Annotated in this window: 13 protein-coding genes, 1 tRNA gene and 1 other RNA gene; 14 read left to right on the forward strand and 1 reads right to left on the reverse strand. The window is 33.0% G+C overall.

Annotation, left to right across the window (positions count from 1 at the left end):
• The first annotated feature begins 6 nt into the window (after positions 1-6).
• From EVJ46_03970 to EVJ46_04035, 14 genes are all read left to right on the forward strand, one after another.
• Positions 7-82, forward strand: a tRNA-Met gene (locus tag EVJ46_03970).
• Between the two features lie 14 nt (positions 83-96).
• Complete coding sequence (locus EVJ46_03975) at positions 97-1,245, forward strand: Nif3-like dinuclear metal center hexameric protein (protein ID RZD17392.1); 1,149 nt, start codon at positions 97-99, stop codon at positions 1,243-1,245.
• A gap of 2 nt (positions 1,246-1,247) precedes the next feature.
• Positions 1,248-2,042, forward strand: coding sequence for a hypothetical protein (locus EVJ46_03980; GenBank protein ID RZD17393.1), 795 nt, complete (start codon positions 1,248-1,250; stop codon positions 2,040-2,042).
• 49 nt (positions 2,043-2,091) lie between these two features.
• Positions 2,092-2,465, forward strand: an RNA gene (gene rnpB / locus EVJ46_03985) — RNase P RNA component class A.
• 77 nt (positions 2,466-2,542) lie between these two features.
• Entirely contained in the window at positions 2,543-4,348 is a 1,806-nt protein-coding gene (locus EVJ46_03990; GenBank protein ID RZD17394.1) for an elongation factor 4, read from the forward strand.
• A gap of 197 nt (positions 4,349-4,545) precedes the next feature.
• Positions 4,546-5,187: a signal peptidase I gene (lepB, locus tag EVJ46_03995; protein RZD17395.1), complete on the forward strand. Its 642-nt coding sequence runs from the start codon at positions 4,546-4,548 to the stop codon at positions 5,185-5,187.
• Positions 5,188-5,352: 165 nt separating this feature from the next.
• On the forward strand, positions 5,353-5,874 hold the full coding sequence (gene pyrR / locus EVJ46_04000) for a bifunctional pyr operon transcriptional regulator/uracil phosphoribosyltransferase PyrR (protein RZD17396.1): 522 nt from the start codon (positions 5,353-5,355) through the stop codon (positions 5,872-5,874).
• Between the two features lie 84 nt (positions 5,875-5,958).
• On the forward strand, positions 5,959-6,885 hold the full coding sequence (locus EVJ46_04005; GenBank protein RZD17397.1) for an aspartate carbamoyltransferase catalytic subunit: 927 nt from the start codon (positions 5,959-5,961) through the stop codon (positions 6,883-6,885).
• 65 nt (positions 6,886-6,950) lie between these two features.
• Positions 6,951-8,228, forward strand: coding sequence for a dihydroorotase (locus tag EVJ46_04010; protein ID RZD17398.1), 1,278 nt, complete (start codon positions 6,951-6,953; stop codon positions 8,226-8,228).
• Positions 8,229-8,340: 112 nt separating this feature from the next.
• Complete coding sequence (gene carA / locus EVJ46_04015; protein RZD17399.1) at positions 8,341-9,483, forward strand: carbamoyl-phosphate synthase small subunit; 1,143 nt, start codon at positions 8,341-8,343, stop codon at positions 9,481-9,483.
• A 19-nt stretch (positions 9,484-9,502) separates the two neighbouring features.
• A complete protein-coding gene (locus EVJ46_04020; protein RZD17400.1) occupies positions 9,503-10,408 on the forward strand; it encodes a radical SAM protein in 906 nt (301 codons plus the stop codon).
• Positions 10,409-10,435: 27 nt separating this feature from the next.
• On the forward strand, positions 10,436-13,930 hold the full coding sequence (gene carB / locus EVJ46_04025; protein RZD17401.1) for a carbamoyl-phosphate synthase large subunit: 3,495 nt from the start codon (positions 10,436-10,438) through the stop codon (positions 13,928-13,930).
• Positions 13,931-14,107: 177 nt separating this feature from the next.
• Positions 14,108-14,542 (forward strand): transcription elongation factor GreA, encoded by a 435-nt coding sequence (gene greA / locus EVJ46_04030; protein ID RZD17462.1) that lies wholly within the window; start codon positions 14,108-14,110, stop codon positions 14,540-14,542.
• 108 nt (positions 14,543-14,650) lie between these two features.
• Entirely contained in the window at positions 14,651-14,881 is a 231-nt protein-coding gene (locus EVJ46_04035) for a NifU family protein (GenBank protein RZD17402.1), read from the forward strand.
• A 178-nt stretch (positions 14,882-15,059) separates the two neighbouring features.
• On the opposite strand, the gene alr is transcribed toward EVJ46_04035, so the two are convergent.
• Entirely contained in the window at positions 15,060-16,265 is a 1,206-nt protein-coding gene (gene alr, locus EVJ46_04040; protein RZD17403.1) for an alanine racemase, read from the reverse strand.
• Between the last annotated feature and the right edge of the window lie 132 nt (positions 16,266-16,397).

Consider the following 16,397-nt stretch of genomic DNA (forward strand, 5'->3'; position numbering starts at 1 on the left):
CGATACGGGCCTATAGCTCAGCTGGTAGAGCCGCCGGCTCATAACCGGAAGGTCCCTGGTTCGAACCCGGGTGGGCCCACCATTATTATTATAATAATGACCTTTTTGATAAAAGAAATTATTGAAAAATTAGAAAATTTAGTCCCGTTGGGTCTTCAGGAAAAATGGGATAATTCAGGTTATCAGCTAAAATTGGCTGATGAACCTGCAGCTGGGGTTTTAATATCTTTAGAATTATCTCCGGAAGCAGTTTCATTAGCCGTTAATAATAAGTGCAATCTGATAATAACACACCATCCTTTCTTCTTTAATCCTATAAAATCACCTTCACAATCACCTTTACAATCAATAGATATAAATTCAACTGACGCCGCAATTGTAAATACTCTATTAAATAACAAAATTTGTGTGTATTCTATGCATACAAATTTTGATTCTTCCGTGTATTCAATGAGCAGATTTATAGCTCAAAAAATTAATCTTACTTCACTACTTCCTATATATCCGGCTAAAAAAAAACTTTATAAATTATCGGTATTTGTTCCTAAAGGTTATATTTATGCCGTAAGGGAAGCTTTATTTAAATATGCAAATCCTGTAATAGGAAATTACGAAGACTGTTCATTCGAAACAAAAGGAAAAGGCTCTTTTAAACCAGTTTCAGGAGCTAATCCTTTTATAGGAGAATCAGATAAAACAAGTTTTGTAGATGAATCAAAAATTGAGGTAATAGTTGCAGAAAATAATTTAGATAAAACTATCGAAGAAATGAAGAAAGTTCATCCATATGAGGAAGTCGCTTATGACGTATATCCGCTAGCCGGCTATGGCGGAGATGATCTCGCAGGTTTAGGAGTTATAGGCAAATTTAACGAAAATGAAACGGAAGTAACCCTGCAAAATTTAATTATAAAAGTAAAAAATATAACAAATTCAACTTATGTAAATTATACGGGAAATCTTAAAAGAGTTATAAGAAAAGTTGCAATAATTTCAGGCAGCGGTTTTTCTTATATAAATGAAGCTATGAATAAAGGAGCGGATGTTTTTATCTCCTCGGAATGTTCCTATCATGAAGCGATAAAGGCTTATAATAATAATTTATGCCTTATTGATATCCCGCATTTTGATTCTGAAAAATCTTTTAACGAAATATTAAAAGAAATATTAGAACGTTATTTTGAAATTAAAATATTAACAAATAATATTGATTTTAACCCTATCTTAAATTTTAAAGGAGACTAAATTTGAACGAACAAATTGCTTATATAATTGACATTCAGGATATTGACATGAATATTAAGAAAATTGAAGATGATGAAGCAAAAAACATTTATGAAATAAATGAATCGGCTGAAGGCGTAAGAAGTCAAAACGAAAAATTGGAAAGGCTAAAAAATGAATTATCGGAATTACAAAAAAAAATAAATTTATGCGAGTTAAATGTTGAGTCGTATAATGAAAAGATTGAAAAATACACTGAAGCTCAAAAACAAATTAAAACAAACAAAGAATACAATGCAATGCAAAAATCGGTTAAAGATAATGAGGCATTAAAGAGTTTAGAAGAAGAAGAAATTATAAAAACGATGAGCGCGCAGGAAGAAATTAAATCGGCAATAAAAATAACGGAAGAAGATATTAAACGTTTATCGGACATTATATCAAATAAAAAAGCTGAAATAGAATCAGATAAGATTAAATATTGCGACATAAAGAAAAATCTATCGGATAAAAGAAAAACACTTGAAAAGATATTGAAAGTTGAATTTTTAAATATTTACGAAGCAATAAAAAATAATAATAAATTTCCCGCAGTTATACCTGTCAACAACAATCGCGCCTGCACCGGATGTTTCAGAATATTGCCTCCGCAGCAGTTTAATGAACTCTTGTCAGGAGAAATATTTATGCAATGTCCGATTTGTTCAAGGATACTTTATTATAAACAGGAAATGCCGGAAACAAACAGCGGCGAGATTATACATAATACAGAAAAAAATAAAACCAAAGCAAATAAAAAGACAAAGATTAAAGCTTGAAAATACTTTGTTTGACTATTTTTTTTAAAATTGATAAAATCAAACTGTTCAGGCAGAATTAATAATCGCGGAATTGAATTATTACAATTTAATTTTGAGGAAAGTCCGGGCTTCACAGAGCATGGTGCCGTTTTAAAACGGTGAAGGCAACTTTAAGGAAAGCGCAACAGAAAATATACCGCCGCATTTTAAAAAAATTAATAGTTATCATTTTTTGTCTTTTTATTTATATTGCGGTAAGGGTGAAATAGTGAGGTAAGAGCTCACTCTGATATGCGGCAACGCGTACAGTGGCAAGCCCCGCCAGAAGAAAGAACAAATAGGGAAACTTAAGGCTGCTCGTCTTACACGGTTTTCGGGTTGTTCGCTTAGATAAATGATTATTTTAATTAACAGAACTCGGCTTATGATTTTGCCTGACTTTATTATATCGCCGGACTAACAATAATTTTGTACGGTGCTGTCAGTATATAATTTAATTTAACTAACAAAACTAATTAATGAAAATAGAAAACATTAGAAATTTTTCGATAATAGCGCATATAGACCACGGTAAATCAACGTTGGCGGACAGACTGTTAGAATTTACCGGAACCATAAATGATCGTGAAAAAGTTTCGCAATTTCTTGACAATATGGAACTTGAACGCGAAAGAGGCATAACGATAAAAGCTCAAACCGTAAGACTTAAATATAATTTTGAAGGCAAACCTTATATATTAAATTTAATAGATACCCCCGGACATGTTGATTTTTCCTATGAAGTTTCAAAATCTTTAGCTGCTTGCGAAGGCGCATTGCTTATAGTCGACGCATCTCAAGGAGTTGAAGCGCAAACCCTGGCGAATGTGTATATTGCTTCCGATATGAATCTCAATATTATTCCAGTAATTAATAAAATAGATTTGCCGAGTGCAGATATTGAAAAAACTAAGCAGGAAATAGAAGAAATAGTCGGATTGGATGCAAACTGCGCTATTCTTGCGAGCGCCAAAGAAGGGATAGGTATAAAAGAAATTCTTGACGACATCGTCATGAAAATTCCTTCTCCTGATGGAGACCCTGAAGCGCCGCTTAAAGCTTTAATTTTTGATTCATGGTTTGATTCCTATCAGGGAGTTGTTGCGCTTGTCAGAGTATTTAACGGCAGCGTAAAGGCTGGGGATAGTATTTTGCTTATGAGTTCAGGTAAATCTTATGAAGTTCAGAAAGTAGGGGTTTATTCTCCGCATATGCAAGTACTGCAGCAGCTGAGTGCAGGGGATGTAGGCTGTATTATTGCAAATATAAAAGATTCCAGCAGATTTAAAATAGGAGATACAGTAACTTTAGTATCTAATCCTACCAATAATCCGCTTGTAGGATTTAAGGAACCTAAACCGATGGTATTTGCGGGAATTTATCCAATAGATTCGGATGATTATCAGGAACTCAAGGATTCAATAGAAAAACTCAAGCTTAACGATTCATCTTTTACCTATGAGCCTGAAACTTCGTTAGCTTTAGGATTTGGTTTCAGATGCGGTTTTCTTGGGCTGCTTCATATGGAAATTATCGTAGAGCGGTTAGAAAGAGAGTATGATTTGAGTTTAATCACGACATCGCCTACGGTGCTTTATAAAATTATAACAAATAAAGGAGAAGTTAAGGAGGCTTTAAATCCTGCAAAATTTCCATCCTCAAAGGAAATTCCTATGCAGGAAGTAAATTACATCGAAGAACCTTTTATACATGCAAATATATATGTTCCTACGGAATATCTCGGCAAGATAATGAATCTTTGCGTTGAAAAAAGGGGATTACAGATAGAGCTCAGATACATCACTAAGCAGAGGGTATTGCTTATATATGAATTGCCTCTTTCTGAAATTGTTCTTGATTTTTATGATCAGTTAAAGTCGCTATCTAAAGGTTACGCTTCTTTTGATTATGACACTTCCGGATACAGACGGTCGGATATGATAAAACTTGAAATACTTGTCAACAAAGAGCCTGTGGATGCGCTTTCTGTTATTGCGCATAAAGATAAAGCATTTATAAGAGGACGTAATATAGTTGAAAAACTAAAGACGCTAATTCCGAGACAGATGTTTGAAGTTGTTATACAGGCGCAAATAGGTTCTAAAATTATAGCAAGGGAAGAAATAAAGGCACTGAGAAAAAATGTTCTTGCCAAGTGCTATGGCGGAGATATTACAAGAAAAAGAAAACTGCTTGAAAAACAAAAAGAAGGCAAAAAAAAGATGAAAAATATTGGCTCTGTTGAAATACCGCAGGAGGCTTTCTTATCTGTTCTTAAAGTTTAGACTAAATATTATAATATATATATCGATTTGTTGTTTAAATTTATAGACAGAGTAATTTTTTTTGTATATAATAAGTTCATTTGCAATTTAATACTTACGTTATAATATTAGTTATGAAAATAATTTATTATTAATTATGCAAATGTTTTATATTTTATATATAAAAATAGTTACTATTAATTAGCAAAAATTAAATTATGAGCAATAGAAAACTTGGAGATTATTTTAAAGCAATAGTAATAGCTATATTAATAGCATTGTTTGTAAGAACTTTCGTTATTCAGGCATTTAAAATTCCTTCCGGGTCAATGGAGCCCACTCTTATACCAGGCGACCATATACTTGTCAATAAATTTATATGGGGAATACATATACCATTTACTAAATACATCATTAATGTATCACATCCGAAAACCGGTCAGGTTATAGTCTTTAAATTTCCATACGCAAAAAAATACAATCTGCATCCCGGAATTGACTTTATCAAAAGAGTAGTAGGTACTCCAGGAGATAAGATTCAAATTATAGATAATCGTGTTTATATTAATAATCATTTGTATAATTGTAAATATGCGCATTGGACATCAAAAAAAATCCTGCCGGCATATAACTCTCCAAGAGATAATTATGGTCCGATAACGGTCCCTAAAGATGATTTATTTGTTATGGGAGATAATAGAGACAACAGTTTTGATTCAAGATACTGGGGATTTGTTCCATACAAAGATGTTATAGGCGAAGCGTTTATAATATATTTTTCGTGGAATCCAAAAAATCATTTTGATATATATTGGCATAGATTTTTTAAAACAATACCCGATTGTCCATTTAACGGATAAAAAACTAAACGTTATGCTAATCTGCCGTAATATTTTGATTTATATTTTGAGCTAATACTGCTTAAAAAATTAAATTAATTTAACCTAGTTTCATTTAACAGTTTTATTTAAAATCTTAATATTTTTGAGTTAGCATAAAAATTTATTAGTTTTAATTGATAAAAATTGAATGAAATAATTTTTAAAAATGATGAAGTAAACGATATAATTGACGGTCTTGCGGCTAAGATTATCAAATTCAAATTTGATCTCGGCAATTTAATTATTGCCGGTATTAAAGAAGGCGGCGTTGCCCCGTCTAATATCATTCACGAAAAAGTAAAACATGCGACGGGATTTAATTGTCTTTTAGGGTATGTTGACATAACATTATACAGGGACGATTCTTTTGAGGTAAAAAAAGCTGTAAAATCAACGGAGATGCCTTTTAATATCAACGGCAAAGATATACTGCTCGTGGATGATGTAATATGCAGCGGAAGAACTGTAAGAGCCGCTATTGACGATTTGATATGTTTTGGAAGACCCAAGAGCATTAAATTGGCAGTTTTAATCGACAGAGGAGATAGAGAGGTTCCTATTTGCCCGGATTTTACAGGAAAAAAAATTAAAATATCGGATAAATATGATGTAAGAGTTGAATTAGATGGTAAAAATAAATTTATTGAAAAGATATTAAAGGTATAATATTTTATTTATGAATTAATTGCCGGATAATATTTTTTGTTTTGTTATATATTATATTTTTTTTAATAATGTAAAGCTAAAGCTATGGACTACGCTAAAAAAGACCTTATTTCTATTAATGACCTCAGTAAATCCGATATTCTTTATTTTATTGATACGGCAAAAGAATTCAAAAAAATTTCATTGCAGGATATTAAAAAAGTTCCTACAATGAGAGGCAAAACTATTCTTAACCTTTTTTTCGAACCTTCAACAAGAACAAAAACTTCCTTTGAGATTGCCCAAAAAAGACTTAGCGCAGACACAATTAATCTTTCTATCAGCCAAAGTTCTGTTGTAAAAGGAGAAAGTCTGAGCGATACCATCTTAAATTTGCAGGCTATGAAACCAGACGCTTTTGTCATAAGGCATTATGAATCTGGAGCACCGTTTTTTATTTCTAATATTACAGATGCCTCAGTTATTAATGCCGGTGACGGGATAAATGAACATCCTACTCAGTGTCTTTTAGATATTATGACTATTTTTGAACATAAAAAAGAAATTAAATCTTTAAAAATTGCGATTATAGGGGATATAGTTCATTCAAGAGTTGCCAGATCTGACATAGCAGGTTTGTCTAAATTAGGCGCAGAAATTTATCTTTACGGACCTCAAACTTTAATGCCAAGATTTATTAATTCCGATAATGTAAAAATAGCCGGCAGTATGGATAGTGCCGTTAAAGAAGCGGATGTTATAATTATGCTTAGAGTGCAAAAAGAAAGAACTGCTTTTTATTTTATTCCTTCAATAGAAGAATATAGAAATTATTTTAAACTAACGGAAGGAATTTTAAAATTGGCTTCGAAAGATGTTCTTGTTTTACATCCAGGTCCGGTAAATAGGGATGTTGAAATTTCAGGTTCAATTATAAATAGCGGCAAAACGGCTATTTTTGATCAGGTAGAGAACGGAATTGCAATAAGAATGGCTTGTTTATATATATTATTGGGCGGCAGGCATTCATAATTTCAGGATTATTAAATAAATATCGTTTAAATATAATAACTAATAGCTCTCTATACGTAAAATTTATGGAAAAATTATTAATTAAAAATGGAATCGTCGTAGACCCTTTCACTGATACGCAGGTTAAAAGAGATATTTATGTTGAAAACGGGGTGATAAAAGACGTTAAAAATGAAACTGTCGGCACAAAGGATATAAATATTATCAATGCCGATAATTTATTTGTTTTGCCCGGGTTAATCGATATGCACGTTCATCTGAGAGAACCTGGTTTTGAATACAAAGAAACGATTAAAACAGGTATGGAAGCAGCTATCGCAGGCGGATTTACCTCTATCTGCTGCATGCCAAATTCTAATCCTGCAAATGATTGCAAAGAAGTAAATTCGTTTATTATTAACAAGGCAAAATCTTTTGATTTATGTAACGTTTTCACTATAGGAGCGATATCCCGCGGCAATGAAGGTTTAAATCTTGCAAATATCGGAGATTTAAAAAATTCCGGAGCAGTAGCGATAAGTGACGACGGTATGCCTGTAGAAGACAGTTCTTTAATGGCAAGAGCCCTTTTATACGCAAAGACATTTGACATGCCGGTTATATCGCATAGCGAGGATATAAAACTGAGAGGAAAAGGAGTAATGAATGAAGGGATTACCTCTCATAAATTGGGCGTCAACGGGATTCCATCCGTTGCCGAAGAGATAGCTATTTTCAGGGATATAAAATTGGCTGAGTACTTTGGTGCTTCGCTTCATATTGCTCACGTTTCTACAAAAGGTTCCGTTGAATTAATTAAAATGGCAAAAAATAACGGAATAAATATAACATTTGAAACTTGTCCGCACTACTTTTCTATTACGGAAGAATCTTTATTGTCGTACAATACAAATGCAAAAATGAATCCTCCGCTGAGAACGCAGGAAGACGTCAATGCAATTAAAAATGCTCTAAGAGAAGGTCTGTTTGATGTTATAGCTTCCGACCATGCGCCTCATTCGGAAGACGAGAAAAACACGACATTAGACGAAGCGCCTTTCGGTATAATAGGATTAGAGACATCACTTGCTTTGACTCTGGGACTGTATCATGAAAAGTACCTATCTATGATTGATATCGCAAATTTAATGTCTTATAATCCGTCAAAAATTTTAAAACTGCAAAATAGAGGCGCAATTATAAACGGAAATGCAGGCGATATTACAATAATTAATCCAGAAAAGAAATGGACATATAAAAAAGAAAATATAAAATCGCTAAGTAAAAATTCCCCTTTTATCAATAAAAGCTTTAAAGGGGCTGCAATGTATGCTATAATAAACGGAAAGATTTTTAAATTATAAAAAAAGTACGCATGACTCTTAACTGTAATATCTAAGTTAATTTTCATAGTTATAATTATTATGAAAACCAATATAACCGGTACGTTAAACATTTAAAAATATCAAAACTGCCATGACATCTAATGCAAAGATCGCAGATAACGATAATGCAGGTAAAGAAAAAGCCGTCATAATGCTGGAGGACGGAACATCGTTTGAAGGTTATTATGAAGGCAAACCGATTGAATCTGGCGGGGAATTAGTATTTAATACCGCAATGAACGGCTATCAGGAGCTTATCACCGATCCCTCATACAATGGGCAGATAGTCATTATGACATATCCTATGATCGGGAATTACGGCATAAACAATGAAGATTTCGAATCTGAAAAAGCATGGCTTTCTGCATATGTTGCAAAAAATATTGTTTCCAAATATTCTCACTATACTGCGGTAAAGAGTTTAACCGATTTTCTTAATGAAAATAATATTCCTGTTATAACAGGCGTGGATACGCGCACATTAGCTATTTATCTTAGGGAAAAAGGTTCGACTAACGGATATATAGCCTTAAAATCAAAAGGCATAGATTACATAAAAGAAAAAGTAAAAAATGTGCCTAAAATGGAAGGTTTAAACTTAACGTCTAATGTTTCGGCAACCAAATTATATAAAAAATATGCAGAAAAACCTGAGTTCGATGTTACAATAATAGATTACGGTATTAAATACAGCACTATAGATTGTCTTAACGCTCTCAATGCAAATGTAACGGTAGTTTCGTACGACAGTTCAAAAGAATATGTGCTCGCTACAAATCCTGACGGAATACTTCTGTCTAACGGTCCCGGAGATCCAAAAACTCTTGCAGATGAAATAAAAACAATAAGAGAACTCATGGGGAAAAAACCTATTTTCGGAATTTGTCTCGGACATCAATTGCTTGCTCTTGCGTTAGGATTTAATACTTATAAACTTAAATTTGGACACCATGGCGTTAATCATCCAGTGAAAAATGTTAAAACTTCTAAAATAGAAATTACTTCGCAAAATCATGGTTTTTGCGTTGACATTAAAGACAGCCGTTCAAATGAAAATTTTAAAGATACTGAAATAACGCATGTAAGTTTAAACGATGGCACAGTCGAAGGCATTAAAAATGAATCGTTAAATGTATTTTCCGTTCAATATCATCCTGAAAGCTCACCCGGTCCGAATGATTCAAAATACTTATTCGAAGATTTTAAAAAATTATGTCTGAAAAACAAAATATAAAATAATTAATATACCAAAAATGACAGAAAAAGATTTTTTATATAAAATAAAATATCTTTATAAAATTGCCGAAAACTGCTCGCTATGTCCAAGATATTGCAATGCCAAAAGATTTCAAGCAGAAAAAGGTTTGTGCGGCGCTAAAGATAAATTGCGTATTGCAAGTTTTAATATACACAGAGGTGAAGAACCTTGTATTTCAGGGGAAAACGGTTCAGGCACTATTTTTTTTTCAGGCTGCTCTTTAAAATGTAAATTCTGTCAGAATTATCCGATAAGCAGATTTTATAACGGAAAAGATTATACCGTGTCAGAATTGAGCGATATAATGCTGGAACTTCAAAAAAGAGGAGCGCACAATATTAATCTGGTAACTTCGACGCATTTTATGCCGTTTATTGCAGATGCTTTATGCATTGCGAAAGATAAAGGTTTTATGATACCGGTTATTTACAACAGTTCCGGATACGAAACGGAAGAACTGATAGAAATATTAGACGGTATTATAGATATATATCTTCCGGATATAAAATATTCTAATAATAGGATTGCGCTTAAATATTCCGGAGTTGATAACTATGTTGAAGTCAACAGAAAAGCTTTAAAAAAAATATATAAACAAGCGGGAGAATTGCAGACTGATTTTAACGGTATCGCTATAAAAGGAATGCTTATCAGACATTTAATTTTGCCGGAAGGTATTTCAGGGTATCAGGAATCTTTTAAATTCATTGCTGAAGAGCTGTCGGAAAATATCCCAGTAAGTCTTATGAGTCAATATTTTCCGGCTTATAAAGCTTTTAATGACAATGCTGTAAGTAGAAAAATAACCGCAGAAGAATATATTGAAGCCATTGATTGTTTGTCTAATGCCGGTTTATACGGTTATTATCAAACAGATCTGATAAATGATTTAGCTATGTAGTTTAATGATTAACAGAAGGTATCTATTATGCCAAAACGAACAGATATAAAAAAAATTATGATTATAGGCTCAGGACCAATAATCATAGGACAGGCAGCAGAGTTTGACTATTCAGGAACACAGGGAGCAAAGGCGCTTGCTGAAGAAGGATACGAAGCGATATTGGTAAATTCTAATCCTGCCACCATCATGACGGATCCCGAGTACGCTTATAAAACTTACATAGAACCGCTTACCGCAGATTTTTTGGAAAAAATTATTGAAAAGGAAAGACCCGATAGTATTATTCCAACTCTCGGAGGGCAAACCGCCCTTAATTTGACTATTGAATTATATGAGAGAAAAATTATAGAAAAATTTGGTATAAAGATACTTGGAGCAAGCATAGATGCTATAAAAAAAGCCGAAGACAGAGAATATTTTAAAAAAAGCATGGAAAAGATTGGAGTTCCTGTATTACATGGCGGTTTTGCGCATGATATAGAAGAAGCATCCGCAGTGCTAAAACAGATAGGATTTCCGGTAATAATACGTCCTTCTTTCACCCTTGGAGGAACAGGCGGCGGCATTGCCTATAATATTGAAGAATTTAAAGAATATGCTCAGAGAGGTATCAACGCAAGTCCTACAAATGAGATTCTGATAGAAAAATCTATTATAGGTTTTAAAGAAGTTGAACTTGAGGTGATGACCGATAAAAATAAGAATACGATTATAATCTGTTCTATTGAAAATTTTGATCCTATGGGCATTCATACCGGAGATTCGATTACAATCGCCCCTGTTCAAACATTAAATAATAAAGACTTGCAAAAAATAAGAGACTGGACAATAAAAATAATGAGCGAAATTGGCGTAGAAACCGGAGGAGCCAATGTGCAATTCGCGTTGGACCCTAATTCTGACGACGCTTATGTGATAGAAATGAATCCGAGAGTTTCAAGAAGTTCAAGTTTAGCTTCCAAGGCAACAGGTTTTGCAATTGCTAAAATAGCAGCAAAATTGGCTGTAGGATATACCCTTGACGAACTGCCTAACGATATAACAAAAAAAACCATGGCATGTTTTGAACCTGCCATAGATTATGTCGTTACTAAAATTCCGCGTTTTACTTTTGAAAAATTCCCGCAGACGGATTCTTCTTTAACAACCCATATGAAATCAGTCGGTGAAGTCATGGCTATAGGCAGAACTTTTTGCGAATCGCTTCAAAAGGCGGCAAGGTCATTGGAGAACGGATATTATGGGATTGAATCATTATATGGTCTTGATCTGCTGTATGATTGCCAAAATAAGTCTGAATTAATTTTTCACTCAATAAATGACGCAGAAAATATAGACGTTCGAGGTCAGACTGTTTTAAAGGCGTCAGAATCGGCAGATAAATGCTTAGATATAAAAAACATAATAATAGGGCTTTTCGGCGTAAAAGAAGAAATAAAAACTTTAATTAAAAATGCAGATTACAGAAGACTTTTATTGATAACTGATTCTTTAAGGGCTGGTTTTACTGTTGATGAGGTTTATGAATTTTCAAAAATCAACAGATGGTTTCTCGAACAAATACAACAGATTGTAGATTTTGAAAAAAAATTGTTTCTGTGCAATGTTTTTAATACGGCAAAATCACCAAAGACAGATGAATTTCATAGCGGATCAGATAAAGAACGGCAAGATGCGGAATCAATTTTAAGAGAGGCAAAACAATTGGGGTTTTCTAATATGATTATTGCTAAATTAACCGCTGTCGATGAAAACGGTAACCATATTAAACCTGACGAATATCTGAAAAAAAACAGTAATGCATTTAAAATTATTAAAACACAGGAAAAATATTTAGAAAAGTTATTAGATGAATTTAAAATATGTCCGGTTTATAAAAAAGTAGATACTTGCGGAGCAGAATTTGAAGCCGCTACCCCTTACATGTATTCTTCTTATGATAAATCTAATGAAATTACCGCGCTTGAAGGCAAAAAAGCCATTATTCTCGGAAGCGGACCCAACAGGATAGGACAAGGAATAGAATTTGACTATTGCTGCGTACACAGTGCTTTTGCGCTAAAAGAGATAGGATATAAAGCGATAATGGTTAATTGTAATCCTGAAACGGTGTCCACCGACTACGATACGTCTTCCAGATTGTATTTTGAACCGCTCACGGCGGAAGACGTACTTAATATCGCTAAATTAGAAGAAAATCCTCCAATTATACTGCAATTTGGCGGACAGACTCCGCTTAAACTTGCCGGAGAATTTGAAAGCAGAAGATTTAATATTCTTGGAACGCCTTATAAGTATATAGATATAGCTGAAGATAGGGAAAAGTTTAAAGATATCATTCAAAAAATGGGACTTTTCCAGGCAGAAAGCGCAATGGCTTTTAATGAGGAAGAAGTCTATACAAACTCTATTTCAATTGGGTTTCCGGTTCTCCTAAGACCTTCTTATGTTTTAGGAGGAAGGGCAATGGAAATTATTTATAACGAAAGTTCATTAGATAAATATATTAAAAAAATATTTGCTCAAGATATTTCTTTTCCAATATTAATAGATAAGTTTTTAGAAGATGCTATTGAGATGGATGTTGACGCATTATGCGACGGGGAAGATATTTATATAGCCGGAATAATGGAACACATTGAAGAGGCAGGAGTTCATTCCGGAGATAGCGCATGCTCTATGCCTGCATTTTCTTTAAACAATGGCATAATAGAACAGATAAAAGAAATAACAAAAAAGATATGTTTAGAGTTTCATATAATAGGATTAGTAAATATACAATTTGCTATAAAATGCGATAAGATATACATCATAGAAGTTAACCCGAGAGCTTCGCGCACAGTTCCGTTTGTCAGCAAAGCTACAGGAATACCTGTTGCAAAATATGCTACGCTTGTAATGTTCGGCAAAAAATTAAAAGATATAGGATTAATAGGATGCTTTAATATTGATTATTATTGTGTAAAAGAAGCAGTATTTCCTTTTACAAAGTTTTCAAACGTAGACCCGATGCTTGGACCTGAAATGCGTTCTACGGGAGAAGTTATGGGGATAGATAAAAGTTTTGGTATAGCATATGCAAAATCGCAGATAGCTTCCGGACAGAATATCCCGAAAAACGGCAATATTTTAATAAGCGTAAAAGATGAAGATAAGAAATATTTAGAAGAACTTTGCACGCAATTAATAGGAATGGGTTTCAGTATTGTAGCAACCAAAGGCACTTCGGAATATTTGGATAAATTAAATATTAAAAATTTTAAAATAAATAAAGTTAAGGAAGGAAGACCTCATATCATAGATGCGCTAAAAAATAAAGAAATTAATATGATTTTTAATACACCGAGAGGTATGAAATCACTTGAAGATTCTTATGCTATAAGAAGAAGCGCAATTGAGTTTGCCATACCTTATTATACAACGATGAGGGGCGCATTTGCCGCTTCTTCGGCTATAAAATCGCTTAAAGAAGAAAAACTGTCTGTTAAACCTATTCAGGATTATTATAAAAGCATATAAAAAAATTTAACAGATATATAGCAAAACAGAGAAGCGAATATAACCAGAAAAACAATGAAAATTTATTATTAATTATTTTTATATGTTTTAAATGACTGCAAGGTTACTCATGGAGGTGAACTTTAATTGAGCATTAACAACGATTCTTGTCCTATTACTAAAGAAGGTTACGACAAAATGGTCAAAGACCTTAAGAGACTTAAGTCTGTTGAAAGACCTGCAAATATATTGGCGATTGAGGAAGCCCGTGCACACGGGGATTTGTCTGAAAATGCGGAGTATAGCGCTGCTAAAGAAAAACAAAGTTTTCTGGAAGGTAAAATTATAGAGCTTGAGGACAAAATAGCAAGGGCTCAAATAATAGATATATCAAAAATATGCGAAGAAAAAATTGTTTTTGGCGCAAAAATAAAACTTATGGATCTAGACATAGGCACGGAAGTTTCGTATCAGATAGTAGGCGATACAGAATCAGACATAAGCAAAGGTAAAATTTCGATATCTTCACCTATCGCAAAAGCGTTAATAGGAAAACATGTTGGGGATGAAGTAACTATAAACGTTCCTAAAGGCAAACGGGAGTTTGAAGTTCTTGACATTGTTTACAGTTAATGATATACTGATATATGATGTGTTTAGGATGAAAAAAATTAGTGCTTCATTATTTTAGTGAATAGCTATATTTAAATAATTATAAATTATAATAAAACGGGAGGATTAATGGCTATAGATAAAATAGCGGTAGAAAAAGTATTAGATGAAATTAGACCGTCTCTTCAGTTTGACGGTGGAGATGTAGAGTTGGTTAATATATTAGACGACGGTACGGTTAATGTCAGGCTTCAAGGCGCGTGCGCAGGATGCATGGGTTCAATGATGACTCTGAAAGGCGGCATAGAAAGAGTGTTGAAAGAAAGAATACCGGAAGTTAAAGAAGTTAATGCAGTTTAGTTTAGTAATAAGCAATAAAATAAATATAAAACAGATATAACATAAAAGACTTGTATATAATAATTTTAAAACGGTAAAGCGATGTTCCGGTTTTTGTTAGCCTATTGTGCGTTGCTTTACCGTTTTTAATCTTTGCTTTGCTATTTTTAATGTTTATTTTTTGCTGATATATTGTATTTTATTGTATGTTTATATATATCCGCCTATTGGATTTTCCTACATTCAGACATATTTCGTAAGGGATTGTGCCCGCATAATCGGCGATTTCTTCAACGGTTATTTTTTTACTTTTGCTTTCGCCAAGGATAATTACTTCGCTTTTTAATGATGCGTTTTTAATTTCCGTCATATCGACTATTGTCATATTCATAGTAATGACGCCTATTATATCGGCATATTGGTTATCTATTATGACTCGTCCTTTATTAGACAGCATTCTTGGTATGCCGTTGTCGTAACCGGCGTTAACAACGCCTATGGTCATATCGCGGGGAGCCTGAAATGTTTTGCCGTAAGAAACAAAACAGCCCTTTTTTATTTGTTTAATTTGAATAATACCGGTTTTTAGCGTCATTAATGGTTTTAGATCTAAAGTTGCTGCATCGTCGTATCTTTGTTTATTTTGTTTATTATTGGAAAGCTCGGCTGCATTACTACATTTAAGCCGCTGATTTATTGGGTTTATTCCGTATAAAGATATTCCTGGTCTGACAGAATTTGAAAAATCGTCTTTTATTTCGGCGCTGAGTATAGAAGAGCTTGCGCTTATATGACTGTATAGCGGCGTTAACTTTCTGCTATATATTGTTTTTAAAATGTTTTTATAATTATTCAGTTGAGATTTTGTATAATCGATATCTGACTCAGCAGAAGAAAAATGGCTGAAAATACCTTCAAATTCTAAAAAATTGTCATTTTTTCTAATTTCTTCAATATAATCTAACGCTTTATATAACTCGTCATCCTTGAATCCAAGCCTGTTCATTCCAGAATCGTATTTCAGATGCACGAGAACTTTCTTACGAGCAGTTTTTGCAGATGCATAAACTGACTTGAGATAATTTAAATCATATACGCAAACAGAAATATCCATTGCGGCAGCAACCGGAATATTTTTTTCATCGACGCCTGAGAGCAATAAGACTTTCGGATTGTTTAATTTGCTTTTTAGCAGGACAGCATCCTCTAATTTAATCACTCCAAAAAAATTAATTCCTTCTTTTTCCAGGATCAGCGCAACTTCCAGCAAACCGTGTCCGTAAGCGTCAGATTTTATTATTGCTATAATTGTTTTATTTTTATTGAATTCTAATAATTTTAATTGTTGAATATTATTAGATAAATTTTTTAAATTTATTTCCAGAATTGCTTCTTTTATGTCCATCTCATTTTAACGTTAAAAAATAATATTAATTGATGTATTGAAGAATATGAAGAGTATTTTAAATATTTTATGTTTTGCCTATTTATAAACGTTATGTTTTATGCTATACTTAACATAATTTATTATATTATT

It is taken from the genome of Candidatus Acididesulfobacter guangdongensis, from assembly GCA_004195045.1.
Classification (GTDB): Bacteria; SZUA-79; SZUA-79; order Acidulodesulfobacterales; family Acidulodesulfobacteraceae; genus Acididesulfobacter; species Acididesulfobacter guangdongensis.